Below are 23,065 nucleotides of genomic sequence, written 5' to 3' on the forward strand. Positions count from 1 at the left end.
TGTTTCAGTACGCATTTCAACTAGCGGAGGAGCGCCCCCTGTGACCCGCATACCGGCCCTGTACCTGAGCCACGGCGCACCCCCGCTGGCCGACGACCCGCTCTGGCCGGGCGAGCTCGCCGCCTGGTCCGCCGACCTGCCGCGCCCCCGCGCGATCCTGATGGTCTCCGCCCACTGGGAGGAGGCCCCGCTCGCCCTCGGCGCCACGGAGCGCGTCCCGCTCGTGTACGACTTCTGGGGCTTCCCGGAGCACTACTACCAGGTCCGCTACGACGCCCCCGGCGCCCCGGAGCTGGCCGCCGCGGTCCGCAAACTGCTGCGGGCCCCCGGAACCCCCGTCCAGGACATCCCCGACCGGGGCCTGGACCACGGGGCGTACGTCCCCCTGGTGGAGATGTACCCGGAGGCGGACATCCCGGTCCTCCAGATCTCCCTGCCCACGCTGGACCCGGCCGCGCTGATGGACATCGGGCGCAAGCTGGCCCCGCTGCGCGACGAGGGCGTGCTGATCGTGGGCAGCGGCTTCTTCACGCACAACCTGGCGGCGCTGCGCCATACGGGCCCGGGCGTCCCCGCCTGGTCGGCGGAGTTCGACGCGTGGGGCCGCGAGGCCCTGGCGGCGTCCGACGTGGACGCCCTGCTGGACTTCGAGCACAAGTCCCCGGCGGGCCGCCTGGCCCACCCCCGCACGGAACACTTCGCCCCGCTCTTCGTCACCCTCGGCGCGGCGGAATCCGACCTGGCCTCCGCCCGCACCCCGGTGGACGGCTTCTGGATGGGCCTCTCGAAGCGCTCCCTCCAGTTCGGCTAGCCCTGCCGCCCGATCCCGGTGACGTCCACCCCGATGGTGAATCCCTGGGCGGGCCCCTCGGGAAGGGTGACGGCCGTGCCGTAGGCCGTCCGGAGCTCGTTCCGGTAGACGCCCTTGCCGGGTTCCGGCACGGTGAGCACGGTGACGATGCCGTTCTCGTCGTAGTCGTCGATGAGTACGTAGACCGGGATCCCCGCGCGCGCGTAGGAGCTGCGCTTGCGGGTGCGGTCTCGGGCGATGCTCTCGCTGCCGGGGGAGACCACCTCGACGACCAGTCCGACGGCGGAGGCGTCGATCCCCAGCCCGTCCTCGGTCACGTACTCCTCCGCGTCCGCCGGAACGACGAACAGGTCCGGGATCCAGACCTTTCGCCTGTGGATCACGTTGATGTCCTGACGGGCGGCGAATTCGCTCTTCGCGAGGAAGACGACCAGCCGGTCCCTCAGTTCATTGACGATCCTGCCGTGTGCGTAGCGCCCCGTGGGAGACACCTCGATGGACCCCTCGATGATCTCGGCGTGATAGCCCTCGGGGAGTTCCATGGCTCGCCATGCCTGCCACAGGACGTCGTCGAGGTCCGACGGGGGAGTCGCGACCTTCGTCATTCCGGCCTCCGGCGTCTCGTGGGCGAGAGCGGTCATGTGCAGCACCTCCTCAAAGTGTGGGCGTCGCCGGCCGGGCCGCACAAGCGACTCCCCGACGGTAGGGAGGGGTGGGCTCATGCCGCAGGGATATGCCAGGCCCCTCAGCCGGACGGGTGGTGGCCCAGGCGCTTCTCGTACCAGCGGACGTCCCAGTACCGGCCGAACTTCCAGCCCGCCTCCGTGAACTCTCCGACCCGGCGGAAGCCGAAGCGCTCGTGGAGGCGCACCGAGGCCTCGTTCGGCAGGGCGATCCCGGCGAAGACGCGGTGTACGGGCTCCTCGGCCAGGGTCGCGAAGAGCGCCTCGTAGAGGAGCGTGCCGATCCCCCGGCCGACCGCGTGCGGGGCGAGGTAGACGCTCGCCTCCACCGATGAGGCGTAGGCCGGTTTGGGGCGGAATGCGCTGCTCGTGGCGTATCCGGCCATTCGATCACCTGTCCAGGCAACCAGAAGCCGGTGCGGCCCGTCTTCAGGGTGGGAGTGCAGCCAAGGGCGGCGCTGTTCCGGAGTGAAAACGGCCGTGTCGAATGTGACGGCAGTCTCACGGACGTAGTGGTTGTAGAGGTCCGTGAGGGGCGCCAGATCGGCTTCCGTTCCGGGCCTGACCTGCACCTCTTCGAGATCTTGTGTCATCCGCTCCCCCTCTGGTGGCGGGGCAGGATACTGCAAGATCTCGAAAAAGAGGGAGCCGCGTGGGAATTCTGTCCCGATTCCAGTCGTTGTTTCCTTCGGAAGGGGGCACTCGGGAGAGTGTCCGTGACGTTCCGGAGCGGTTGGCAGCCGTCCCGGCGGCGTCCACCAGCCGCACCGCGACCGAACACTTCGCAAGGGAGCACGCATGGCAACCCGCGCCGTCGCCCGTCGTCAGTCCACGAGCAGCGCTCGCGCTGTGGGCGGGGAGATCGCAGACCGTGACCTGGTCGGCATGTACCTGGACGAGATCGCGCGCACCCCGCTGCTCGACGCCGCCAAGGAAGTGGAGCTCTCCCAGATCATCGAGGCGGGCGTCTACGCCCAGCAGATCCTCGACGGCGCGATAGAGCGGGACGGGGACACCCCGGCCCGCGAGGAGCTGGAGGCGCTGGCCGCCGAGGGCGAGCGCGCCAAGGAAGTCTTCATCCGCTCCAACCTCCGCCTCGTCGTCGCCGTCGCCCGGCGCTATCCCCGCAGCGGCCTGCCCCTCCTCGACCTGATCCAGGAGGGCAACGCGGGCCTGGTCCGCGCGGTCGAGAAGTTCGACTACGCCAAGGGCTTCAAGTTCTCCACTTACGCCACGTGGTGGATCCGGCAGGCGATCACCCGGTCCATCGCGGACCAGTCCCGCACCATCCGCCTCCCCGTCCACCTGGTCGAGGAGCTCGGCCGGATCCGCCGCATCCAGCGTGAGTTCAACCGCGAGAACGGCCGCGACCCGGAGCACGCCGAGATCGCCGCCGAGCTGGACTCGACGGAGAAGCGCGTGGGCGACGTACTGGACTGGGCCCGCGACCCGGTCAGCCTCAACATGTCCGTCGACGACGACGGCGACACGCAGTTCGGCGACCTCCTGGAGGACACCTCCGCGATCTCGCCCGAGCAGTCCGTGCTCTCCCTGCTGCGCAGCGAGGAGCTGGAGGACCTGCTGGGCAAGCTCGACCAGCGCACGGCGTCGATCATCAAGATGCGGTACGGCATCGAGGACGGCCGCGAGCGGACCCTGACGGAGGTCGGCAAGCAGCACGGCCTGACCCGCGAGCGCATCCGCCAGATCGAGAAGCACGCCCTGCTGGAGCTGAAGCGGATGGCGCGCGACACCGGCTTCGACGCCGTGGCCTAGAGCGGCCCGCCGCCAAGCCCCCCATACGAGCCCCGGTGCCTATCCCCCCCAGGCGCCGGGGCTCTCTCCTGCCCCGCACGACCCAGCCCCTCCGGCTACGGCGCAGCGGCCACGGCCAGCCGCGCGGCCAGCGCACCGGCCGCATCCCGAAGCGCCGCAGGCTCCCGCACGGTGAACGGCAACCCCGTCAGGGCGAGCCGCGCCACCGTCCACTCCGGGGCGTCCGCGCTCTCGAACCGCACCGAGGTCCGCGTCCCGTCACCCGGCAGTGCCGCGGCCCGGAGCCAGGCCGGCAGCTCCGCCGGATCCGCCGCGAAGTCGGCCTCCACCCGGTACGGCTGCTTCTCCCCGCCCCGCAGCCCCCGGAGGACGAACTCCTGCGCCTCCATCGGCAGCTCCCGCCGCGCGAACCGGGCCCCCGTCGCGAAGGCCTCGTCGACCCGGTCCACCCGGAAGGTCCGCCAGTCCTCCCGCTCCAGGTCGTAGGCGACCAGGTACCACCGGCTCCCGGTGCTCACCAGCCGGTACGGCTCCACCAGCCGCCGCGTCTCGGCGCCGTTGCCCGCCCGGTACGCGAACCGCAGCCGCTCCGGCCCCGCCACCGCCGCCGCCATCGTGGTCAGCGTCCGCGGGTCCACGCTCGCCCCGTCGCCCCGGGACAGCGCGATCGTGGCCGACTGGAGCGCGCTCACCCGGTGCCGCAGCCGTGAGGGCAGTACCTGCTCCAGCTTCGCCAGGGCCCGGACGGAAGCCTCCTCGACCCCCTCGATCGCGTGCCCGGCCCCCGCCCGCAGCCCCACCGCGATCGCCACCGCCTCCTCGTCGTCGAGGAGCAGCGGGGGCATCGCCGCCCCCGCCACCAGCCGGTATCCGCCCTCGGCGCCCAGGGTGGCCTCCACCGGGTAGCCGAGGTCCCGCAGCCGCTCGATGTCGCGCCGGATGGTCCGCGCGCTGACGTGCAGCCGCTGCGCCAGTTCGCTCCCGGGCCATTCGCGGGGGGTCTGGAGGAGGGACAGCAGGGAGAGCAGCCGTGCGGGGGTGTCGGTCATGAATCCAGGCTGCCAGCCAAATAGGACACAGACTGACCTAGACGCCGTCTAAGTTTCTCCTCATGAGCACCGAGACGTCCAAGACATCGCCCGAAAGAGAGAACGGGCCCGTACAAGAAGAGCGGAACGACCTAGCCCACGACGCACCCAGCTCACCCGCCGACCGCCGCCGCTGGCTGGCGCTCGCCATCGTGATGACCGCGGCCTTCATGGACCTGGTCGACGTCACGATCGTCAACATAGCCATCCGCACCATGCGTGAGGACTTCGGCGCCTCCACGAGCGCGATCCAGTGGATCACCGCCGGCTACGCCCTCGCCTTCGCCGCGGGCCTGATCACCGGCGGCCGTCTCGGTGACATCTACGGCCGCAAGCGGGTCTTCCTCATCGGTATCGCCGGGTTCACCGCCGCCTCCCTGCTCTGCGGCATCGCGGCCAACCCGGACATGCTCGTCGTGGCCCGCCTCCTCCAGGGCGGTATGGCCGCCCTGATGGTGCCGCAGGTCCTGGCGATCATCCACGTGACCTTCCCGCCCCAGGAGCGCGGCAAGGTCTTCGGCATGTTCGGCGCGATCGTGGGCCTCGCCGCCGTCTCGGGCCCGCTGCTCGGCGCGCTGCTCATCGAGTGGGACCTCTTCGGCCTCGGATGGCGCCCGATCTTCCTGATCAACCTGCCCGTCGGCATCATGGGCGTGATCCTGGGCCGCAAGTTCATCGCCGAGTCCAAGGCCCCCAGGGCGCTGCGTCTGGACCTGGTCGGCGTCGTCCTCGCCACGCTCGCCCTGGTCCTGCTGATCTTCCCGCTGACCCACGGCCACGAGAACGACTGGCCGGTGTGGGGTTTCGTCTGCATGGGCGCGGCGCCGTTCGTCTTCGCCGCCTTCATCGCGTACGAGAAGTACAAGATCAAGAAGGACGGCTCCCCGCTCGTGGAGCTCTCCCTCTTCAAGGTCAAGAGCTTCGCCGGCGGTATCGCCGTCCAGCTGACCTTCGGCATCGCGACCGGCATCTTCTTCCTGGTCTGGACGATGTACATGCAGATGGGTCTCGGCTGGAGCGTGCTGCGCGCGGGTCTGACCGGCATCCCGTTCTCCATCGCGGTCTCGGTCGCCGCCGGCCTCTCGGTCGAGAAGCTCGTCCCCCGCTTCGGCCGCAAGGTGCTCCAGGCCGGTGCGCTGGTCATGGCCGCCGGTCTGCTCCTCTACATCTGGGAGTCGCAGCACTACGGCATGGAGATCGCCTCCTGGCAGATGGCCGCCCCGCTGATCGTCATGGGCATCGGCATGGGCCTGATCGTGGCCCCGCTGAACGACACCGTCCTCTCCGAGGTGCCGCGCGAGCACGCCGGATCCGCCTCGGGCCTGATCAACACCACCGGCCAGATGGGCAACGCGCTGGGTCTCGCGCTGACCTCGGTCGTCTTCTTCGGTCTGATCGACGACGACATGGTCTTCGGCCCGCCGTACGTGGAGGCCTTCCGCGGCGCGCTGTGGTGGGTCGTGGCCGTACTGGTCGTGATCTTCGCTCTGATGTTCGTACTGCCGCGCAGGGCGCTCCCGATGGAGGAGCGCGAGGGCGCCGCCGAGCATGCCGGCCGCACCCCCGAGAAGATCCCGGTCGGCTGAGCCGGATCCGGGCCTTCCCGGGCAGGACCGCACGGACATGTCCGCCCTCCCGGGCGGGCGTGTCCGTTCCTTTTTGTTTCCGCCCGGGGTCTGCGTACAGTGGTGCGAAATCGCCCATTAGGGAATGAAGCGGACGTACGGAAGTTGTGTTCGTGTGATCCTCACCGTCACCCCCGACCCCTCCCTCGACCGGACCTATGAGGTCCCCTCGCCGGCCCGCGGCCGGGTGCTGCGCGCCGACGGCGAACGGGTCGCCCCCGGGGGCAAGGGCGTCAACGTCTCCCTCGCCGCGGCCGCCGCGGGCGTCCGCACGACGGCGGTCCTCCCGCTCGGCGGCGCCCCCGGTGTCCTGCTCGCCGAACTCCTCGGCGCGCGGGGCGTGGACGTCACGGCCGTGTCGATCGCCGGCCGGACCCGCTCGAACATCGCGCTCGCCGAACCGGACGGCACCCGTACCGAGATCGACCTGCCCGGTCCGGCACTCTCCCCGGAGGAATCCGCCCTCCTCCTGGACACCGTCCGCTCCGCCGCCGCCGAAGCCTCCTGGGTGGCCTGCTGCGGCGGCCTCCCGCCCGGCCTCGGGCCCCGGTGGTGCGCCGACCTGGTCGCCCGCGCCCACGCGGCGGGCGCCCGGACCGTCTTGGACACCCCCGGCCCCGCGCTGCACGGGGCGCTGGCGGCCCGTCCGGAGGTGATCCACTCCGACGCGTCGGAGCTGGCCGCCGCGGTGGGACGCCCGCTGCCCACCCTGGGGGACGTGGTCAAGGCCGCCGAGGAGCTCCGCGAGCTGGGCGCGGGAGCCGTACTGGCCTCCCTCGGCGGGGACGGCCGGCTCCTGGTCTCGGCGGAGGGCGCCCACCACGGCGCCGCCCCCGCCCCGGCGGGGCGCGGCGACGCGGCGGCGGACGGCGCCTCACTGGCCGGCTTCCTGATCGCGGGCGGCACCGGCCCCGGCGCCCTCGCCTCCGCCCTGGCCCACGGCACTGCCGCCGTCCGGCTGCCGGGCGGCGCCATGCCGTCCCCGGCGGATCTGCGCCCCGACCGGGTCCGCGTCACCGACGACCCGCCCCTGGACCTCCAGCTCGCCGACCCCGGCACCCCCTGAGGGCGTCCTGCCGGGCGCGCCGGATCACCGTACGCGGGCGCGCACTTCCATCGCTCCGCGTGCGGCCGCCTCGCTCTCGTACACCTCGCACATGTGCCGCCCGTCGGGCGTCGCCGTGTGCTCGACCTCCCACAGGCTGACCTCGGTCCCGTCCAGCAGGACGAAGGCGTGCTCGTACAGGCTGAAACCCGCGCCCCGCCCGTCCGAGAGGCACTGCCGGGCACCGAACGCCTGAGTGATCTGGTGTGCGTACGCGGACCGCAGCAGCGTCACCACCGGCTCGCCCGGCCGGTCGGTGTTCTCCGCGCGGCGCAGCACCCGCCGGGCGTGGTCGGCGGAGTCCTCCACCGCGTACTCCCGGTGCCGCCGCACCGGGGCCGGGGCCGCGTACAGCACGCTCAGCAGCGCCACCCCGCCCTCCGGCTCCTCCTCGCCCGGCACCAGCACCGGATCCGGGGACGCCGCGGCGGGTGCCTCGCCGAACAGCCGGGTCACGGCCAGGCAGGTCTCGGCCTTGCTCGCGAAGACCTCGTGCCGGACGGCCCGGTCGCCCACCAGCCGGTAGGTCAGCTCCCACAGCGAGACCGAACCGCCGTCGGTCAGCAGATAGGTGTGCCGGTGGGTCTCCCGCCAGATACCCGCCTCCGGGCTGTGGTGGGTGGTGTAGAGCGACGAGCTGTGGGCGAGCGCCGTGCCGAGGCGCTCGACCAGCCGGTCCGGCAGGTCGAAGGAGTTGAGGGCGCGGCCGAGGAGTCGTTCGAGGTGCGCCTCGGTTGTCTCGTACGGATCGCTCAAGGTGGGTCTCCAGGCCGTCGCAGCTCGTCACTCAGCGGAAGCTCAACGTAACCCCTGGTTCTGACATCACGTCCGGGGTTCGGTAAAACGTCCGGGAAGCATCGGAGGTTCCCGCCACCTTTTCAGGTCAACTTGCATACGGATGAGCATGGTTGGGCCCGATCTGGGCGGAAGCGCGGGACTATGGCCCGCATGGCAACGAATACAGTGGGCCTCCCGCGCCAGCAGGTACGGCCCCGCAGTGGACACGACGGCGAACAGGGCGCCGCACCCCGGGGGTTGGCCTGGCTGCTGGCCGCCACCGGCGCGGCCGGGCTGCTGGCCTCGTGGGTGATCACCCTCGACAAGTTCCTCCTGCTGGAGGACCCGGACTTCAAGCCCGCGTGCAGTCTCAACCCGGTCGTCTCCTGCGGCAGCGTGATGACGAGTGAGCAGGCGGCGGCCTTCGGCTTCCCCAATCCCATGATGGGGCTCGTCGGGTACGCCGTCGTCATCTGCGTCGCCGCGGGTCTGCTGGCCGGCGCCCGCCACCGCGGCTGGTTCTGGCTCGGACTGAACGCCGGCACGCTCTTCGGTGTCGGATTCTGCAGCTGGCTGATGGTCCAGTCGCTCTACGAGATCAACGCGCTCTGCCTGTGGTGCTGCCTGGCCTGGGTCGCGACCCTGCTGATGTTCTGGGCGGTCACCGCGCACAACGTCCGCACGCGCGTCCTGCCCGCTCCCGGCCCGGTGCGCGGCTTCTTCACCGAGTTCGGATGGGCCCCGCCCGCCCTGCACATCGGAGTGATCGGCATGCTGGTCCTCACCCGCTGGTGGGACTTCTGGACCGGCTGACCGCCGCGGGCGGAACGCGAAGAGGGCCCCGGCGGCTGGACGCCGCCGGGGCCCTCGTCCTTCACTCCACAGGCTCAGCGGCCCGCGATCACCCGAAGGGCGGAGGAGTCGGAGATCAGCTGCCGCTCGACAGGTTGCCCGACAAGACCGGGATGTTGTCCAGGATGTGCGAGAGCGGCTCGTCACCCTTGGCCTGGGTGGAGTTCTCGGTGCACTGCTGGTTCTGCGGGTTGGACAGGACGTTGATGTCCTGGACGCCGATGTTGAGCGCGGCGATCAGCGACTGGGCGTTGACCTTCGCCGGCAGGCCGATGCAGGGCTTGTTGAGGGTGCCCTGGACCAGGCTGAGCTGCGGGCTCATGTCGCCGTGGGTCTTCTGGTTGCCGTAGATCTGCTGGGCACCGTTGCCGTTGACGGTGTTGACCCCGTTGTCGTTGCCGATGGCCATGGCCGGGGCCGCGGCGGCAGCGCCCGCGCCGATCGCAACGGCGGAGACCGCGGCGGCGGTCATGAACTTCTTGAACATCTTGATCCTTCTGTCGCACGAGTGCCCGCTGATGGAGCGCCCTGGTCAACTGCCCCGCCGGGAGGTTGGTTCCGCTGCTTCACTCAAACGGCCTGCGCGTCTCGGAATTTCCCCGCCCAGGGTGACCGGCCTCCGGACGCCTGCGCGAAGCCCGTACGCAGCCAGCATCCACCGGGGCTCCGGTTGCACTCCGTGCGAGGTGTTCGCACGGTGGGTGATGAAGCGGATCGTTCGGGTCCGCTTTCGTGTCCCCACCACGAAGGAACATCCATGCACCGCACGAAGCCGTCCCGCGCCCGCCTCCTCGTCCCGTCGGCCCTCGCCGTCGTCATACTGTCCGGCGCGGCTGCCCCCGCGGTCGCCGCGGAGGGTGGCGGCTCCGCGGCCCTCACCGAACGGGTGGCCTCCGTTCAGAAGCAGGTGGAGAAGATCGAACGGCGTGCGGCGGCCGCAGGTCCCATCGACGACCTCCTGGCGGGACTCACCAAGAGCCTTGAGGGCCTGCTCGCGACGGTCGGGGGTCTGCTGCCCGACGGGGTGAAGCTGCCGCCGATCGAGCTGCCGAAGCTGCCGGAGATCAAGCTCCCCGAGCTTCCGGACCTGTCCGGCCTCATCCCGGAGCTGCCGCCGGTGGAGCTTCCGCCGCTCGACGGGGTGGTTCCCCCGGTGGCCGCGGTGCCGGCCGCCCCCGCGGTGCCGGCCGCCCCCGCGGTGCCGGCCGCCCCGGCGGTACCGGCCGTCCCCGCGCTGCCCGCCCTCCCGGAGCTTCCGGCCCTGCCGTAGGCCGGTGCCGGCCGGTAACCCGTCGAATGGTTACGACAATTGAGCCGAACAGGTCTCATCGTGCGCGTGACCGTGTCGTCTGGGAAGCTGGACCGTTTCGCTCGGTGTGAGCCCCGGTTCGGGGCAGAACATCGAACAGAAGGTGCACTTCCCATGAACTCTGCCAAGAAGGCCGCCCTGGTTCTGGCCACCGCTGGTCTCGCTGCGGCCGGTGCCGCCGGCTCCGCCGCCGCCGACTCGTCGGCCGAAGGCGCGGCCGTGGGTTCCCCCGGCGTCCTGTCCGGCAACCTGCTGCAGGTGCCGGTGCACGTCCCGGTCAACGTCTGCGGCAACACCGTGAACATCGTCGGCCTGCTGAACCCGGCGTTCGGCAACGTCTGCCTCAACCACTGACGTCCGCCGCACAACCGACTGTGGGCGCCCCGGCCTTGCCGGTGGCGCCCACAGTCGTATCGGCGGGTGGCCGACCGGGAGGGTTCAGCCCTGGCCGCCGTTGAGCTTCACGCCACCGAGCATGGGGGACGTCCGGGTGGCGCCGTTGGCGAGGCCGAGTACGGTGCCGGGCACGTCGTTGCGTACCTTGTTGACCTTCTGGGCGGTACCCACGACCTTGTTGACGGTGTCGCCCTGCTCGGCCAGCCCGTTGCCCACGGTCTGCGGAAGGGACTCGGAGACCGGCCCGACGGCGTTCAGCGTCTCCGTCACCCCGCCGGTCAGGCTCATGGGGGGCATCGCGGCCGCGGGCTCGGCGGCGAAGGCGGTGGCGGAGGCGCCGAGGGCGGCGACGGAGCCGACGACGACAGCGGCGACCTTCGTGAGCTTCATTATCGAAATCCTCTTCTTTCGTTGACAGAGGCGACCGTGGCGACCGTCGCGCCACTTTCACCCTGGGTAACGATTACCGGCCGCTGCGGAAACGCGAACGGGCACACGGTCATAGATGAGGGCATGACAGCGGCCGGAGAATCCGACGGGGATTCTCCGGCCGCTATTTATTCCGATTACCGGTATTGCCGGTCAGGAGATCCTGGACCGCCGGTACAGAATGGCGCCGCCCAGGATCAGGGCGCTGGCGAGGGCCGCCGCGACCGCGGGCTGACCCGCACCGGTCTCGGCCAGCATGGGCCCGGTCACGTGCGCCGGAGCGGGGGCCGGCGGCTGTACGGGCGCGGGCGCCGGAGCCGGCACCGGGGCGGGAGCCGGGGCCGGGGCCGGGGCCGGGGTGAGGACGACCGGGGTGTCACCCCCGGGGGCGGCCGGCGGCTGGTCCGCGGGCGGTACGACCTCGGGGACCGGGGCTGGGGCCGGAGCAGGGGCCGGGTGCTGCACGGGCAGGCTGCCGTGCGGGGGCCCGGAGGGACCCTCCTCCATCACAGGAGGCGGGCCGGGCGCGGGGGCCGGCAGCGTGTGCGGAGCCTCCTCGGCCGGTGCCGGGGCGGGCTCCGGGGCGGGGAGCGTGTGCGGTGCCTCCCCGGCCGGGGGCAGTCCCACGGGGGGTGCGGGCGGCGCCTCGGGCGGTGGCGCGGGCGCCTCATGGACCGGTTCCGGCATGGGGTGCGGCCGCTCGGGCGCCGGGGGAGCGTGGTGCGCCGGCGGGGGCGGCGGGGACGACTCGGGGTGGTCGTCGCACTCCTCCTTGCCCCGGTGCTCACCGGGGCCGCCGTAGCCGCCCTCGTGACGGGGCTCCTCCTGGCGCGGCTTCGCGTGCCGCGGCCCGTCCTGCCGGGGCTGCTCCAGGCGGGACTCCTCCTGCCGGGGCTGCTCGTACCCGCCCGCGTGGCGCGGCGACTCGTGGCGCTGCTCCGGCACCGCGTGCCGACCCGAGCGCTCGTCGAGGTAGCGTTCGAAGGCCTCGGCGTTCTCGGGGCTGAGGTAGCGCCCGTAGTCGTGGCCGTCGCCCGCGTGCGAGCCGGTGTCGGTGACGCACGTGTTCCCCATCGCGGGGTTGAGCGCCGCACCGCCGTCCACGCTGTTGCCGCACACGTTGGGTGTGAAGGTGATCGGTACCGAGACGCTGTTGCCGGCCAGCACGCCCGGCGAATGCGAGGCCTCGGCGCTCGCTCCGGGGTGCGCGTAGGCCGCGCCGGTCGCGATCGACAGCAGACTCGACGCCGCTGCCGCCGTGAGCATCCCCTTGCCCAGTACCTGTCGGCTCAGTACCTGTCGCATGGGTCCTTCCCTGTCTACCGGCGCCACGGCCGGTGTGGAATCGGAGGTGGCCTCGGAGTGCACCGCCGTGCACTCCGAGGCCACACCGAGGAGGCTTGCCCTCGCGGGCACAAGCGCTTCGTCAGGCGTTGACGCAGGTGTTGCCGAACGCCGGGTTGAGCAGCGCGATGATGTTCACGGTGTTGCCGCAGACGTTGACCGGGACGTGGACCGGCACCTGGGCCAGGTTGCCGGACAGGACGCCGGGGGAACCCACGGTCTTTCCGTCGGCGGCCGCGTCGGCCATGGCGGGGGAGGCGGCACCGGCGAGCATGAGAGCGCCGGCGGCCAGCACCACTGCCTTCTTGTACGTCATTTGTTCTCTTTCCTTCCCGCAGAGGCGTGTCCACTGCAGAATTAACAACGAGCGGTCCGGGAAAAGGAAACCGCGCTTTTTCGGCGATCCGCCGTTAATTCACCCCGATGCCCGGTCCGGTGTGCGGGGCGAATTAATTAGGGCGGCGGATTCATATCGACAATTCCGGGGGCCGGGGGCGCCCCGGCCCTATACGCGGCGAGGCCGCCGCGACCCGGTGGGTGCGACGGCCTCGCTGGCGCGGGCCTCGGTCAGCTGCCGTTCGAGACGTTGCCGGAGAGGACCGGGATGTTGTCCAGGATGTGCGAGAGGGCCTCGTCGCCCTTGGCCTGGGTGGAGTTCTCGGTGCACTGCTGGTTCTGCGGGCTGGACAGGACGGGGATGTCCTGGACGCCGACGTTGATGAGGGCAAGCACCGACTGCACGTTGGCCTTCGCGGGGAGCGCGATGCAGGGCTTGTTGAAGGAGCCCTGGATCAGCGCCATCTGCGGGCTCATGTTGCCGTAGGTGGCCTGGTTGCCGTAGATCTGCGCGGCGCCGTTGCCCTGGACGGTGTTGACGCCGTTGTCGTTGCCGATCGCCATCGCCTGCGGGGCCATGGCGGCACCGATGCCCACGACCGAGGCGGCAACCGCGGCCGAGGCCATCATCTTCTTGATCATTGTCGTCCCTTTTTTGCAGGATTGCCCGGTAGCGGAGCATCCGGAACAACGCCGCAGCCCTGCTTCGGGTTGCGTGGCTTCACTCGGATGCGGGCGTTTCGGGCAGCACGGTTGACGGTCAGGCGCTGATGCAGGTGGTGCCGAACGAGGGGTTCAGCAGGGCGATCACGTTCACCGAGAGGCCGCAGGCGTTCACCGGGACGTCCGCGGGCACCTGGAGCAGGTTGCCGCTCAGGACGCCGGGGGACCCTGCGGTGACGCCGTGGGCCGTCGCGCCGTCCCCGCCGTGAGCGGAGGCGAGGCCCGCGCCGCCCACCAGTGCGGCGGCGCTCGCGACGGCGAGGGTGGTGCCGCGCACCAGCCTCTTCTTCATCTCCGCATTTCCTTTCGGTTCGAACAATGGTGCAAGCCATAACGACCCGCCCGTTGCGAGGGTGCGTGCTATCGCCCAAAAGGCCGTACGAGCGAGTCCGACGTGATTTCCAGCCCGATTTCTGACAAAGTTCACTCCTGTTTTGTCCCCTTGATCGAAAATGGAGACAGGGTCATGGGTTCCTCCCGCAGAATCCTCGGCACGCTCGGTCTGCTGTCCTGCCTCACCCTTTCCGTGACCGCCCCGACGGCGGGGGCGGCGGCTCCCGCTCCCAAGGAGCTGCCCCGGATCCCGTTCACCCAGCGTTACCAGGCCGTGCAGCACGGCGGGCTGGTGCGCGCCTCCAACTCCGGCATCAGCTGCCGCAAGGAACAGTCCCCGCAGGCCGAGCCGTGCGCCGAGGTGAAGAAGGGTGCGGCCGGGGTCAACAGCGACTTCGAGATGTTCTACAGCGAGGTCGACAAGGATCCGGACACCTACAACTCCACCCGGGCCGAGCTCAAGGTCCCGCAGGGCGCGAAGGTCTCGTACGCCCGCCTCTACTGGGGCGGGAACCTGCGGGTCGGCGAGCAGAAGCCGCCGGAGGACAACGGCCGGGTGCTGGTCGCCGAGCCCGGCGGGGCGTACAAGGAGGTCCTCGCCGACACGGTGACCGGCCACCGCACGGACGCGGGCAGCGATGCCTACCAGGCCTCCGCCGATGTGACCCCGCTGGTCCGCAAGGGCGGCGCCGGTCTGTGGACGGTGGCTCAGCTCAACATTGCGATGGGTCACTCCGCGGTCGGGGCCTGGGGCGGCTGGACGCTGGTCGTCGCCTACGAGCACCCGCAGGAGCCGGTGCGCCGGATCTCGCTGTGGGACGGCTTCGAGTCGATCGCCGCCCGCGCCGCCGACGCGACGGTGCAGATCGAGGGCCTCGACGCGCCGGCCGGCTCCGCGGGCCGGGTCGGGGTGGTCGGCTACGACGGGGACCGCGGCACCCTGGGGGACTCACTCACCGTGACGGCCGACAGTGGTCGCCGGGTGAGCATCAGCGATGAAGAAAATCCTTTTAATGATGTTATGAATTCCACGATCACGGAATTCGGCGACCAATCGTTCGTGCGACAGCCCGAACATATGAACAATCTCGGATATGACGCGGACGTGTTTGACCTGAGTCCCGCCCTGTCCGGTGGTGCCCGCAGTCTGAGCTTCAGGTTCACGGGTGAAAGTCAGGGTCATTTCCTCGGTGTGCTCTTCGTTCAGACAGACGCGCGCCGCTGAACGTAGGAGACCACTCCACGTGCCCAGTCAACCTCGGTCGGCACCGCCCGCGACCGTCCTCCACCTCGTACAGCCCGTCGACGGCGGTGTGGCCAGGGTCGTCACCGACCTCGTCCGCGCGCAGACCGCCGAAGGGCTGCGCACCGTCGTCGGGTGTCCGCCCGGCGGCACGCTAGGCGACACCGCCCGGGCCGCCGGGGCCGAAGTGCTCACCTGGCGCGCCGGGCGGGCCCCCGGGCCCGCACTGCCCGGCGAGATCATCGGCGCCCGGCAGGTGCTCCGCCGGGTACGCCCCGACCTCCTGCACGCCCACAGCGCCAAGGCCGGCCTCGCCGGCCGGCTCGCCGCACGCGGCAGCCTGCCCACCGTCTTCCAGCCCCACGCCTGGTCCTTCGACGCGGTCGGCGGGGCCACCGCCGCGCTCGCCCTGCGCTGGGAGCGGTACGGGGCCCGCTGGGCCGACCGGGTGCTCTGCGTCAGCGACGCCGAACGCCGCGCGGGCGAGTCCGGGGGGATCACCGCCCGCTGGTCGGTGATCCGCAACGGCGTGGACCTGGACCACTTCCGCCCCGGCGGACCGGACCCCGACCGGGACCGGGCCCGGGCCCGCGCCGAACTGCCCCTGCCCGACGGCTTCCCGGCCGACGGACCGCTCGCCGTGTGCGTCGGCCGGATCTGCCCCCAGAAGGGGCAGGACATCCTGCTGCGCGCCTGGCCGGAGGTGCTCGCCACCGTCCCCGCGGCCCGCCTCGCCCTCGTCGGGGACGGCCCCGACACCGAAACGCTGCGCCGCGCCGCCGCTCCGTCCGGCACCAGCGTCCACTTCGCGGGTGTCGCCGCCGACATCCGACCGTGGCTTCGGGCCGCCGATCTCGTTGTACTGCCGTCGCGGTGGGAAGGCATGGCGCTCGCCCCGCTCGAAGCCATGGCCTGCGGCCGCCCGGTCCTGGTCTCCGACGTCAGCGGTGCCAGGGAGAGCCTGCCGCCGGGCCAGGGACGCCTGTGCCTGGTGCCGCCGGAGGACCCGACGGCCCTGGCCCGGGCCCTGGGCCGGCTCCTCGCCGAGCCGCGGCTCCTCGCCGAACTCGGCGAGCAGGCCCGGCAGCACGCCCGGACCGACTTCGACGTGCGGCGGACCACGGACGCGGTCACCGGCCTGTACCACGAACTGCTGGGCAGGCCCCGGCCCTTGAACCAGGAGCGCATCAGCCGATGACGATGGACAGCGCACCCGCCCGGCACACCGGGCAGGGCGGCACGGGGCCCACCGGCGGAGGCGCCTTCGCGCCCGCGCACCCCGCGGCGGCCCGCCGTTCAGCGACCGCCATCCACCCCCCGCGCGGACCCCGGGCCGACCCGGCCCGCTCCGCCGTACGCCCCCGGCGCGTCCGCCGCCGCGGCCGCGTGCTCCCGCTGCTCACCGCCGACGCGCTGGCCGCCGTACTCACCGCGACGACCCTGCCCGCGGCGGCGCCGCCCGTCCTGTACGCGGCGCCCGTCCTGCTCGCCGCACTGCACGCGCAGGCCGGGCTCTACCGGCCGCGGCTCGCCCCCTCCGCACTCCTCGAACTGCCCGTGCTGGCCGGGCGGTCCGCCGTCCTGTGGTGCTCGGTCGCCGCCGTCACGGCCGCCGCCGACCCGGCCCGGGCCATGGGCTGGAGCGCACTGCTCACCGCCGTCTGCCTGCAGGCCGTACTGGCGTGCGCGGGCCGCGGCCTCGTCAACCAGTCCCGGCGCCGCTCGGCGGTACGCCGGCCCGCCTCCGCCCTCGTCGTCGGACCCGGCGCCGGGGCGAGCGCGGTGGCCGCGGCCCTGCACGGCCGCCCCGAGTTCGGGCTGCGCCCGGTCGGGCTCGCCGACACCACGACGCCCGCCGAGGGCGACGGTGGCGTCCTGCCGCTGCTCGCCACCCACGAGGACATCCGGCGCGCGGTCATCCAGAACTCCGTCGGACACGCCGTGTTCACCCGCCCCCCGGAGGCCGACGAGCGCACCGCCGCCCTGGTCCGCCTCTTCCACGACCACGGCTGCCGCATGTGGCTCGCCGACCCGGCCGGCACCGCCAAGGTCACCGGCATGCGGGTGCCGCACCCCACCGACCAGCTGTGGGGGTACGCCGTGCAGCCGCTGCTCCCGCGCCCGGCCCGGCCGCTGGAGCGCTGGGCCAAGCGGGGCATCGACACCGTGCTCGCCCTGATCGCGCTGCTCGCCGCCGCGCCCGTGATGGGGGCGTGCGCGCTGGCCGTACGGGTCTGGGACGGGCCGGGGGTGATCTTCCGGCAGGAGCGGGTCGGCCTGTACGGGCGCCCCTTCACCCTGCTGAAGTTCCGTACTCTGCGCGCCGACGCGCACGAGGCCGCCACGCGCTGGACGGTCGCGGGCGACCGCGGGATGAGCCCGGTCGGGTCCTTCCTGCGCAAGTCCTCGCTGGACGAGCTGCCGCAGCTGTGGAACGTCGTACGCGGTGACATGGCCCTGGTCGGCCCGCGCCCCGAACGGCCCTTCTTCGTCGCCAAGTTCTCCACCGTGCACCCCGGATACGAGGCCCGGCACCGGATGCCCGTCGGCATCACCGGCCTCGCCCAGATCAACGGCCTGCGCGGGGACACCTCCATCGAGGACCGGGCCCGGTTCGACAACCACTACATCGACACCTGGTCGCTGTGGCAGGACCTGTGGATCCTCGCCCGCACCGCGGCCTCCTTCTTCCGCTTCCGGCTGGGGGGCAGCTGATGAGTCTCGTCGTCCAGGGCCGGTGGATCCGGCCGGACATGCCGGGCCTGCTGCGCCGCCACTGGCCGCTGCTGCCGCTCGCCGCGACCGTGCTGTTCCTGCTGGCCCCGCTCCCGGCGGGGGACGCCACCGCCTCCGGGAAGGTCGGTCCGGCCGACGCCGCCTCGCTGGTGCTGGTCCTCGTCTGCGCGGTGCAGGCGCTGCGCGGCCGGGTACGGGCGCTGACCCCGCTGGGCGTACTCGTGCTCGGGGCGCCGGCCGTGGGCCTCGCGGTCGCCACGATGACCGCGGGGGATCCGTACGCCGCCCTGCCCGGCTTCGTGCGCTACCTGCAGGTCTTCGTGCTGGTCCCGGCGGCCGTGGTGCTGCTGGTGCGCGACGCCGGGGAGTTCCGGCTGGCCGCCGGGTGCTTCGTGGTCCTGGCGCTGGTGCAGGGCGCGGTGGGGGTCGTGCAGTACGCCACCCACACCGGGGCCTCGTACCAGGGCGAGGACGTCCGGGCCGTCGGCACCTTCGGCCCCGGCGACGTCATGGGCATGGCCACCGTCGTGGCGTACGGGCTGATCGTGGCGACCGCCGCCGGGCTCGCTCCGGGACTGCCGCGGCGCCTGCGGCGGATCGGCGGCGGCTGTGCGCTGGCGCTGGTGCTCCCGCTGGTGCTGTCCTTCAGCCGGGGGGCGTGGATCGCCACCGCCGGCGCGGCGGTGCTCGTGATGGCGCTGGCCGGGATCCGGCGGGCCCTGAAGGTGGGCGCCGCGCTCGCCGCCGCCGCGGTGGTGCTGGTGGGCGGGTTCGGGGTCGGCTCGGAGATGGTCGCCGAGCGGCTCACGTCCATCACCCAGGTGTCCAGCGCCCCCGACCAGTCGGTGACCGACCGCTACACGATGTGGGCCGCCGCCGAGTCGATGTGGCGCGAGCGGCCGGCCGTGGGGGTGGGGCTCAAGGGCTTCCCGGCCAACCGGGACGGGCACGCCTCGCTGGGCCTGTCCTCCGGAAGCGACACCGCCGGCGCCGGGCAGGCGTACCTGCGCCAGCCGCTGCTCTCCCCGCACAACATGTACCTGCTGATCCTGAGCGAGCAGGGCCTGATCGGGCTGATCGCACTCGCCGGCGGCTGGGCCGCGCTGCTGGTGGCGGGGCTGCGGCGGTTCGCCGCGGACGCGGGCAGGGGCGCGGGGGTGCGGGACTGCGGGCTGATCGCGATCGGGCTGTTCGTGTGGCAGCTGACCGACTTCCTCTACGCCGACATCGGCGGACCGTCCACGGTTCTGACCGGAGTGATCATCGGCCTGGCGGCCTGGTGGGCACTTCCTTCCCGGGGGGCGGCCACCGCGGGCACACGGGGTGGGTCCCCCGGGGTTGCGGCTCGCCCGTGACGGACACCACGCCTTGGCGGCCCGCCTCCGGCCCCCCGGCCGGGGCGGGCCACGCCCGTGTCCCGGGCGCCCCGGCCCCCGGCTTCGCCGGCCACCCGCACGCCCCCGGGCCGGGAGGCCCCACGGCCCCCGGTGGCTCCGGTGCGTCGGGCCCGGCGGATCCCGGGTTCGTCGCCAGCGGGATCCCGGGTGCCGAACCGGAGGCGCGCAGGGCCGTGTTCGGCTCCGCCGGGTATCCGGGAGGCGCCTCGGGCCGGCACAGCGTACGGGTGGCGGCGCGGACCGCGAACGGCTCCGCCGACCCCGAGGCCCGGTCGGGCGGTCCTGCCGCCGCCCCGGGCGGACGGAACCGGCTGCGCCAGGCCCGCCGCGCGAACGGCTCCGGCGTCGGGTCCGAAGGCCGGCCGGGCGGCCCCGCCACCGGCCCCGCCGGGAGCGCCCCCGGCGGCGGTCAGTCCGGCGGGAGCCAGCCGCTCGGCAGGTTCCTGGCCAAGGCCGCCGCCGTCACCGCCGGACTGACCGCCGCCGGGGCCCTGCTCGGGCTGGTGCGCGACCAGACCATCGCGCACCTCTTCGGCGCCGGGCACGACAGCGACGCCTTCCTCATCGCCTGGACCGTGCCCGAGATGGCCTCGACGCTGCTGATCGAGGACGCCATGGCGCTGCTGATGGTGCCCGCCTTCAGCCAGGCCCTGGCCCGGCGGGCCGCCGCCCGGGCCGGGCTCACGCGCAGCGAGGCCCGCGCCCAGGACCCCGTACGGCTGCTGGTGGGGGCGACGCTGCCGCGCCTCGCCGTGTTCCTGGCCGCCGTCGCCTCCCTGCTCGTCGTGGCCGCCCCGGCGGTCGTCTCCGTGCTCGCCCCCGGCCTGCCCGACCCCGCACTGGCCGTCGAGTGCACCCGGTTCACCGCGCTGACCGTGCTCTCCTTCGGCATCGCCGGATACTTCAGCGCCGCGCTGCGGGCGCACCGGTCCTTCCTGCCGCCCGCCGCGATCTACGTCTCCTACAACGTCGGGATCATCGGCACGATGGTGGCCCTGCACGCCCTCTGGGGCGTCCGGGCCGCCGCCGCGGGCGTCGCGGTCGGCGGACTGTTCATGGCGCTCGTCCAACTGCCCGCCTTCGTGCGGAACGTGGGCTTCGGCCAGCCCCGTGCGAAGAAGACCGCCCCGCGCAGCCAGCGCGACCGGGACCGCCCCACCCTCATCGCCTTCGGGGTCATCGCCCCCGTGATCTTCTTCGCGGTCTTCCGGCAGTCGCAGGTGCTCGTCGAGAGGTTCCTCGCCGCCTCGCTCCCGCCCGGCGCGATCTCGCACCTCAACTACGCGCAGAAGGTCGCGCAGATGCCGATGGTGCTCTCGCTGATGATCTGCACCGTCACCTTCCCCGTCGTCGCCCAGGCCATGGCCGCGGGCGAGCGCGAGAAGGCCCGCCGACGGGTGGAGCAGGACCTCACGCTGGCCGCGCTCGCCGTCCTGGCCGGCACCGCGCTCGTCATCGGCTACGCGCCCCAGATCATCCAGGTCCTCTTCGAACGCGGTGCCTTCACCCACCAGGACACCCTCGCCACCGCCTCCGTCATGCGGGTCTACGCATGCGGACTGCTCGGCCACTGCCTCGTCGGCGCACTGTCCCGGCCCTTCTTCTCGACCGCCCGGCCCACCTGGTTCCCGGCGCTCGCGATGGGTGCCGGACTGCTCGTCAACATCGTGGCCGGAGCGTTCGCCGTCGGCTGGTGGGGCACCTACGGCATCGCCGCCGCCAACGCCGCCGGCATCTCCACCACCGCCGCCCTGCTGCTCACCGGCCTCGGCTCCCGGATCATCGCCGTCCAGGTCCGCCGGGTCGCCGTCAGCATCGGGAAGCTCGCCGTCGCCGCCGTCGCCGCGGGCGCCGCCGGCTGGATCGCCGGACCGATGATCCCCGACCCGATGCTCAGCGCCGCCCTCGGCTGCCTGCTGGTCCCGGCCATGTTCGGAGCCACCGGCACGGCCATACGCGCCCTCGAAGTCACCGCCCTGCCCGGTCAGATCTCCCAGCTCACGCAGAGGTTCCGCAATGTCCGCTGACACCGACACGGCCCCCGCCGCCGTGGTGGTACCCACCCGCCGGACCGCTTCGCCGTGGGTCCTCATGTACCACTCGGTCGCCGAGTTCACCGACCCCGCGGAGGACCCGTACGGAATCACCGTCACCCCGCTCGCCCTGGAGGCCCAGCTGCTGTGGCTGCGCTCGCGCGGCCTGCGCGGGGTGTCCGTCGGTGAACTGCTGCGGGCCCGCGCGGCCGGGCGCGGGGCCGGACTGGTCGGGCTGACCTTCGACGACGGCTACACCGACTTCCTGACCCACGCGCTGCCGCTGCTGAGCCGCTACGACTTCACCTCCACGCTCTTCGTGCTCCCCGGGCGGCTCGGCGTGGACAACGTGTGGGACCCGCTGGGCCCGCGCAAGTCCCTGCTCACCGCCGAGGGCATCCGCGAAGCCGCCGACGCCGGACAGGAGATCGGCTCGCACGGACTGCTCCACCAGGACCTCACCGCGACCGCCGACGAGGTGCTCCAGCAGGAACTGCGGGGCAGCCGCGACCTGCTGCGCGAGCTGACGGGCACCATGCCCCAGGGGTTCTGCTACCCGTACGGGCACCTCGACGCCCGGGTCGTCGACGCCACCCGCGACGCCGGCTACGGCTATGCCTGCGCCATCGACCCCGGACGGCTCGCCGGCCCGCACGCGCTGCCGCGCACGCACGTCAGCCAGGCCGACGGCGGCGCCCGGCTGCGGCTCAAGCAGCTCCGCCACCAGGTGCGCGAGCTGCGGCGCGGGGTGCAGCGGTGAAGGCGCTCCAGCCGGTCAAGGCACTGCACATCATCACCGGGCTCGGCGTCGGCGGCGCCGAACAGCAACTGCGGCTGCTGCTGCGCCACATGCCGATGCAGTGCGACGTACTGACGCTGACCAACCCCGGGCCCGTCGCCGAGGGGCTGCGCGCCGACGGGGTCCGCGTCGTCCACCTGGGCATGCGGGGCAACCGGGACCTGGGGGCGCTGCCCCGGCTGGTGAAGTTCATCCGCCGGGGCGGCTACGACCTCGTGCACACGCACCTGTACCGGGCCTGCGTCTACGGGCGCCTCGCCGCCCGGCTCGCGGGCGCCCGGGCCACCGTGGCCACCGAACACTCGCTCGGCGAGGGGGAGATCGAGGGCAGGCCGCTGTCGGGCGGGGTGCGCAGGCTCTACCTGGCCAGTGAACGCCTGGGCGCCGCCACGGTGGCCGTCTCCGACACCGTGGCCGCCCGGCTGGAGGGGTGGGGGGTGCCGGCCGCGCGGGTGCACGTCGTACCGAACGGGATCGAGGCCGTCCGCTTCCGCTTCGACGAGGGCGTCCGGCGGGCCACCCGGGCCCGCACCGGGCTGCCCGAGCGGGCCTTCGTGGTCGGCGGGGTCGGCCGGCTGGTCCCCGGCAAGCGGTTCGACGTCCTGGTGCGGGCCGTGGCCGCGCTGCCGGGCGCGCACCTGCTGCTGGCCGGGGACGGGCCGGAGCGGGCGGGGCTGCGCCGGCTGGCCGCCGAGCTCGGTGCGCAGAGCCGGATCCACCTGCTGGGGGAGCGGGACCCGCTGGGCGACAGCGCGGACGGCCGCACCCCGGGCATCCCGGCGCTGCTGGCCGCCATGGACGTCTTCGTCTCCCCGTCGCGCGAGGAGGCCTTCGGGCTCGCCGTCGTGGAGGCCCTGGCGGCCGGACTCCCCGTCCTGCACGTCACCTGCCCGGCCATCGACGACCTGCCCGCCGCGCAGGCCCCCGGGGCCCGCCGCATCGGCACCGGCACGGAGGAGCTGGTCGCGGCGCTCCGGGGCCACATGGAGGCCGGCGCGCGCCGGCTGCCCCCGCCGCCGGTGGTCCGCCGCTACGACATCGCCCGCAGCGCGCGGCAGCTGCTGGACGTGTACGACCTCGCCCTCGCGGCCGCGCCGGGGGCCACCGGGGCGGCCCGGGGCCGCCCCGGCGCCGACCCGGTACCGGGCGCGGGCGGCGCAGCCGTCGTCGGTGCCCCGCGCGAGCCGGCCGGGCCCGGACCGGCGGAGCCGACCGGCACCGGCTGATCCCTCCCTGCCCGAAGGGGTCCCGACGGGACCCGAACGAACTC

Annotated in this window: 24 protein-coding genes; 14 read left to right on the forward strand and 10 right to left on the reverse strand. The window is 72.9% G+C overall.

Annotated elements, in window-relative coordinates; genetic code table 11:
• Window positions 1–40 precede the first annotated feature (40 nt).
• On the forward strand, window positions 41–811 hold the full coding sequence (locus Sspor_RS25275; protein ID WP_202201168.1) for a dioxygenase family protein: 771 nt from the start codon (window positions 41–43) through the stop codon (window positions 809–811).
• Here the strand turns inward: Sspor_RS25275 and Sspor_RS25280 are convergent.
• On the reverse strand, window positions 808–1,452 hold the full coding sequence (locus Sspor_RS25280) for a Uma2 family endonuclease (protein ID WP_202201169.1): 645 nt from the start codon (window positions 1,450–1,452) through the stop codon (window positions 808–810). The genes Sspor_RS25275 and Sspor_RS25280 overlap by 4 nt on opposite strands.
• Before the next feature lie 104 nt (window positions 1,453–1,556).
• Window positions 1,557–2,087, reverse strand: a complete 531-nt coding sequence (locus Sspor_RS25285) for a GNAT family N-acetyltransferase (RefSeq protein WP_202201170.1) — start codon at window positions 2,085–2,087, stop codon at window positions 1,557–1,559.
• 205 nt (window positions 2,088–2,292) lie between these two features.
• Between Sspor_RS25285 and Sspor_RS25290 the strand changes: the two genes are divergently transcribed.
• Window positions 2,293–3,270, forward strand: a complete 978-nt coding sequence (locus Sspor_RS25290; RefSeq protein WP_202201171.1) for a sigma-70 family RNA polymerase sigma factor — start codon at window positions 2,293–2,295, stop codon at window positions 3,268–3,270.
• Between the two features lie 95 nt (window positions 3,271–3,365).
• Here the strand turns inward: Sspor_RS25290 and Sspor_RS25295 are convergent, their stop codons facing one another.
• Window positions 3,366–4,319, reverse strand: a complete 954-nt coding sequence (locus tag Sspor_RS25295) for a helix-turn-helix transcriptional regulator (RefSeq protein ID WP_202201172.1) — start codon at window positions 4,317–4,319, stop codon at window positions 3,366–3,368.
• A gap of 62 nt (window positions 4,320–4,381) precedes the next feature.
• Here Sspor_RS25295 and Sspor_RS25300 point away from each other — a divergent pair, with 62 nt between their 5' ends.
• Window positions 4,382–5,944 carry an MFS transporter gene (locus Sspor_RS25300; RefSeq protein ID WP_202201173.1) on the forward strand — a complete coding sequence of 521 codons (1,563 nt, stop codon included), beginning with the start codon at window positions 4,382–4,384 and terminating at the stop codon, window positions 5,942–5,944.
• Between the two features lie 154 nt (window positions 5,945–6,098).
• Window positions 6,099–7,049, forward strand: a complete 951-nt coding sequence (locus Sspor_RS25305; RefSeq protein WP_202201174.1) for a 1-phosphofructokinase family hexose kinase — start codon at window positions 6,099–6,101, stop codon at window positions 7,047–7,049.
• A 24-nt stretch (window positions 7,050–7,073) separates the two neighbouring features.
• Here Sspor_RS25305 and Sspor_RS25310 read toward each other — a convergent pair whose 3' ends face one another.
• Window positions 7,074–7,844 carry a DUF6227 family protein gene (locus Sspor_RS25310; RefSeq protein WP_202201175.1) on the reverse strand — a complete coding sequence of 257 codons (771 nt, stop codon included), beginning with the start codon at window positions 7,842–7,844 and terminating at the stop codon, window positions 7,074–7,076.
• Window positions 7,845–8,036: 192 nt separating this feature from the next.
• On the opposite strand from Sspor_RS25310, the gene Sspor_RS25315 reads away from it, so the two are divergent.
• Window positions 8,037–8,678 (forward strand): vitamin K epoxide reductase family protein, encoded by a 642-nt coding sequence (locus Sspor_RS25315; RefSeq protein ID WP_202201176.1) that lies wholly within the window; start codon window positions 8,037–8,039, stop codon window positions 8,676–8,678.
• A 115-nt stretch (window positions 8,679–8,793) separates the two neighbouring features.
• On the opposite strand, the gene Sspor_RS25320 is transcribed toward Sspor_RS25315, so the two are convergent.
• Complete coding sequence (locus Sspor_RS25320) at window positions 8,794–9,204, reverse strand: rodlin (protein WP_202201177.1); 411 nt, start codon at window positions 9,202–9,204, stop codon at window positions 8,794–8,796.
• Window positions 9,205–9,474: 270 nt separating this feature from the next.
• Between Sspor_RS25320 and Sspor_RS25325 the strand changes: the two genes are divergently transcribed.
• Window positions 9,475–9,987 carry a hypothetical protein gene (locus Sspor_RS25325; protein WP_202201178.1) on the forward strand — a complete coding sequence of 171 codons (513 nt, stop codon included), beginning with the start codon at window positions 9,475–9,477 and terminating at the stop codon, window positions 9,985–9,987.
• Window positions 9,988–10,140: 153 nt separating this feature from the next.
• A complete protein-coding gene (locus Sspor_RS25330; RefSeq protein WP_202201179.1) occupies window positions 10,141–10,380 on the forward strand; it encodes a chaplin in 240 nt (79 codons plus the stop codon).
• A gap of 84 nt (window positions 10,381–10,464) precedes the next feature.
• Here Sspor_RS25330 and Sspor_RS25335 read toward each other — a convergent pair whose 3' ends face one another.
• From Sspor_RS25335 to Sspor_RS25355, 5 genes are all read right to left on the reverse strand, one after another.
• Window positions 10,465–10,812 (reverse strand): hypothetical protein, encoded by a 348-nt coding sequence (locus tag Sspor_RS25335; protein WP_202201180.1) that lies wholly within the window; start codon window positions 10,810–10,812, stop codon window positions 10,465–10,467.
• 192 nt (window positions 10,813–11,004) lie between these two features.
• Window positions 11,005–12,156: a chaplin gene (locus tag Sspor_RS41155; RefSeq protein WP_202201181.1), complete on the reverse strand. Its 1,152-nt coding sequence runs from the start codon at window positions 12,154–12,156 to the stop codon at window positions 11,005–11,007.
• A 121-nt stretch (window positions 12,157–12,277) separates the two neighbouring features.
• Complete coding sequence (locus tag Sspor_RS25345) at window positions 12,278–12,511, reverse strand: chaplin (RefSeq protein WP_202201182.1); 234 nt, start codon at window positions 12,509–12,511, stop codon at window positions 12,278–12,280.
• A gap of 251 nt (window positions 12,512–12,762) precedes the next feature.
• Entirely contained in the window at window positions 12,763–13,173 is a 411-nt protein-coding gene (locus Sspor_RS25350; protein ID WP_030011310.1) for a rodlin, read from the reverse strand.
• 118 nt (window positions 13,174–13,291) lie between these two features.
• Entirely contained in the window at window positions 13,292–13,546 is a 255-nt protein-coding gene (locus Sspor_RS25355; protein WP_202201183.1) for a chaplin, read from the reverse strand.
• A gap of 174 nt (window positions 13,547–13,720) precedes the next feature.
• Between Sspor_RS25355 and Sspor_RS25360 the strand changes: the two genes are divergently transcribed.
• The 7 genes from Sspor_RS25360 (at window position 13,721) to Sspor_RS25390 (ending at window position 23,021) form a co-directional block, all read left to right on the forward strand.
• Window positions 13,721–14,812 carry a DUF3344 domain-containing protein gene (locus Sspor_RS25360; RefSeq protein WP_373318823.1) on the forward strand — a complete coding sequence of 364 codons (1,092 nt, stop codon included), beginning with the start codon at window positions 13,721–13,723 and terminating at the stop codon, window positions 14,810–14,812.
• Between the two features lie 19 nt (window positions 14,813–14,831).
• Entirely contained in the window at window positions 14,832–16,028 is a 1,197-nt protein-coding gene (locus Sspor_RS25365; protein ID WP_237404019.1) for a glycosyltransferase, read from the forward strand.
• A complete protein-coding gene (locus Sspor_RS25370) occupies window positions 16,025–17,545 on the forward strand; it encodes an exopolysaccharide biosynthesis polyprenyl glycosylphosphotransferase (protein ID WP_372499678.1) in 1,521 nt (506 codons plus the stop codon). Before Sspor_RS25365 ends, Sspor_RS25370 begins: the two co-directional genes overlap by 4 nt.
• The gene (locus Sspor_RS25375; RefSeq protein WP_202201186.1) at window positions 17,545–18,921 is read left to right on the forward strand and encodes an O-antigen ligase family protein; all 1,377 of its coding nucleotides are present in this window, start codon (window positions 17,545–17,547) and stop codon (window positions 18,919–18,921) included. Before Sspor_RS25370 ends, Sspor_RS25375 begins: the two co-directional genes overlap by 1 nt.
• Window positions 18,922–19,274: 353 nt before the next feature.
• On the forward strand, window positions 19,275–20,990 hold the full coding sequence (gene murJ / locus Sspor_RS25380; RefSeq protein WP_254723225.1) for a murein biosynthesis integral membrane protein MurJ: 1,716 nt from the start codon (window positions 19,275–19,277) through the stop codon (window positions 20,988–20,990).
• Window positions 20,980–21,756 (forward strand): polysaccharide deacetylase family protein, encoded by a 777-nt coding sequence (locus tag Sspor_RS25385; RefSeq protein WP_202201187.1) that lies wholly within the window; start codon window positions 20,980–20,982, stop codon window positions 21,754–21,756. The genes murJ and Sspor_RS25385 overlap by 11 nt, the downstream gene beginning before the upstream one ends.
• Window positions 21,753–23,021: a glycosyltransferase gene (locus tag Sspor_RS25390; RefSeq protein WP_237404021.1), complete on the forward strand. Its 1,269-nt coding sequence runs from the start codon at window positions 21,753–21,755 to the stop codon at window positions 23,019–23,021. Before Sspor_RS25385 ends, Sspor_RS25390 begins: the two co-directional genes overlap by 4 nt.
• Window positions 23,022–23,065: the final 44 nt, after the last annotated feature.

The sequence above is a fragment of the Streptomyces spororaveus genome (assembly GCF_016755875.1).
Classification (GTDB): Bacteria; Actinomycetota; Actinomycetes; order Streptomycetales; family Streptomycetaceae; genus Streptomyces; species Streptomyces spororaveus.

What these genes read in the sequence shown, in the direction of transcription:
- Sspor_RS25345 (WP_202201182.1), bottom strand. Translation starts at nt 12,511, where the DNA reads ATGACGTACAAGAAGGCAGTGGTGCTGGCCGCCGGCGCTCTCATGCTC.
- Sspor_RS25315 (WP_202201176.1), top strand. Translation starts at nt 8,037, where the DNA reads ATGGCAACGAATACAGTGGGCCTCCCGCGCCAGCAGGTACGGCCCCGC.
- Sspor_RS25355 (WP_202201183.1), bottom strand. Translation starts at nt 13,546, where the DNA reads ATGAAGAAGAGGCTGGTGCGCGGCACCACCCTCGCCGTCGCGAGCGCC.
- Sspor_RS25290 (WP_202201171.1), top strand. Translation starts at nt 2,293, where the DNA reads ATGGCAACCCGCGCCGTCGCCCGTCGTCAGTCCACGAGCAGCGCTCGC.
- Sspor_RS25360 (WP_373318823.1), top strand. Translation starts at nt 13,721, where the DNA reads ATGGGTTCCTCCCGCAGAATCCTCGGCACGCTCGGTCTGCTGTCCTGC.
- Sspor_RS25325 (WP_202201178.1), top strand. Translation starts at nt 9,475, where the DNA reads ATGCACCGCACGAAGCCGTCCCGCGCCCGCCTCCTCGTCCCGTCGGCC.
- Sspor_RS25370 (WP_372499678.1), top strand. Translation starts at nt 16,025, where the DNA reads ATGACGATGGACAGCGCACCCGCCCGGCACACCGGGCAGGGCGGCACG.
- Sspor_RS25280 (WP_202201169.1), bottom strand. Translation starts at nt 1,452, where the DNA reads ATGACCGCTCTCGCCCACGAGACGCCGGAGGCCGGAATGACGAAGGTC.
- Sspor_RS25285 (WP_202201170.1), bottom strand. Translation starts at nt 2,087, where the DNA reads ATGACACAAGATCTCGAAGAGGTGCAGGTCAGGCCCGGAACGGAAGCC.
- Sspor_RS25350 (WP_030011310.1), bottom strand. Translation starts at nt 13,173, where the DNA reads ATGATCAAGAAGATGATGGCCTCGGCCGCGGTTGCCGCCTCGGTCGTG.
- Sspor_RS25385 (WP_202201187.1), top strand. Translation starts at nt 20,980, where the DNA reads ATGTCCGCTGACACCGACACGGCCCCCGCCGCCGTGGTGGTACCCACC.
- Sspor_RS25335 (WP_202201180.1), bottom strand. Translation starts at nt 10,812, where the DNA reads ATGAAGCTCACGAAGGTCGCCGCTGTCGTCGTCGGCTCCGTCGCCGCC.
- Sspor_RS41155 (WP_202201181.1), bottom strand. Translation starts at nt 12,156, where the DNA reads ATGCGACAGGTACTGAGCCGACAGGTACTGGGCAAGGGGATGCTCACG.
- Sspor_RS25375 (WP_202201186.1), top strand. Translation starts at nt 17,545, where the DNA reads ATGAGTCTCGTCGTCCAGGGCCGGTGGATCCGGCCGGACATGCCGGGC.
- Sspor_RS25320 (WP_202201177.1), bottom strand. Translation starts at nt 9,204, where the DNA reads ATGTTCAAGAAGTTCATGACCGCCGCCGCGGTCTCCGCCGTTGCGATC.
- Sspor_RS25295 (WP_202201172.1), bottom strand. Translation starts at nt 4,319, where the DNA reads ATGACCGACACCCCCGCACGGCTGCTCTCCCTGCTGTCCCTCCTCCAG.
- Sspor_RS25330 (WP_202201179.1), top strand. Translation starts at nt 10,141, where the DNA reads ATGAACTCTGCCAAGAAGGCCGCCCTGGTTCTGGCCACCGCTGGTCTC.
- Sspor_RS25300 (WP_202201173.1), top strand. Translation starts at nt 4,382, where the DNA reads ATGAGCACCGAGACGTCCAAGACATCGCCCGAAAGAGAGAACGGGCCC.